The following is a 799-nucleotide window of genomic DNA, read 5'->3' as shown; positions in this document are numbered from 1 at the left end:
AAATCCGCCCCCTCCCGTTGGGCCGGGCAGCCCTTCTGGCGCAGGGCTGGGCGCGCGCCCGGATCGAGGGGGGCTTCCGGGGGGCGTCAGGCGACCAGGGCCTCGGCGTCGTGGAGGTCCACGCTGACCAGTTGGCTGACCCCCTGTTCGGCCATGGTCACGCCAAACAGGCGGTCCATGCGCGCCATGGTGATGGCGTTATGGGTGATGATCAGGAAGCGGGTTTCGGTGCGCCGCGTCATCTCGTCCAGCAGGTCGCAGAAGCGCGCCACATTGGCGTCATCGAGCGGCGCGTCGACCTCATCCAGCACGCAGATCGGGGCCGGGTTGGCCAGGAACACCGCAAAGATCAGCGCCAGCGCCGTCAGCGTCTGTTCCCCCCCCGAGAGCAGCGACAGGGTCGAGAGCTTCTTGCCCGGGGGCTGGCACATGATCTCCAGCCCGGCCTCGAGCGGGTCATCGGATTCCACCAGCACCAGCCGGGCCTCGCCACCGCCGAAAAGATGGGTGAAGAGCGTGGTGAAATTGCCGTTGACCTGATCGAAGGCAATCAGCAGCCTTTCGCGCCCTTCGCGGTTGAGCGCCGCGATCCCGGCGCGCAGCTTGGTGATGGCGGCTTCCAGATCGGCCTTTTCGGCGGTCAGGCTGTCATGTTCGGTGCGGATTTCGGCGGCGTCTTCCTCGGCGCGCAGGTTGACGGCGCCCAGCGCTTCGCGCGCGCGGCGCAGGCGCGCGGCCTCGGCCTCCAGCGCTTCGGTGTCGGGCAGGGTGTCCGGGTCGGCCTGCAGGCGGTCCAGCA

1 pseudogene is annotated in these 799 nt (G+C 69.0%); it reads right to left on the bottom strand.

From position 1 onward, the window contains the following. Positions 1–86: 86 nt before the first annotated feature. Positions 87–799: pseudogene (locus HUK65_RS18500) on the bottom strand (chromosome segregation protein SMC); the annotation flags it as partial.

This window comes from Rhabdonatronobacter sediminivivens (assembly GCF_013415485.1).
Lineage (GTDB): Bacteria > Pseudomonadota > Alphaproteobacteria > Rhodobacterales > Rhodobacteraceae > Rhabdonatronobacter > Rhabdonatronobacter sediminivivens.
The sequence above is the reverse complement of the archived record's forward strand: the minus strand, read 5'-3'. Positions and strand labels throughout refer to the sequence as shown.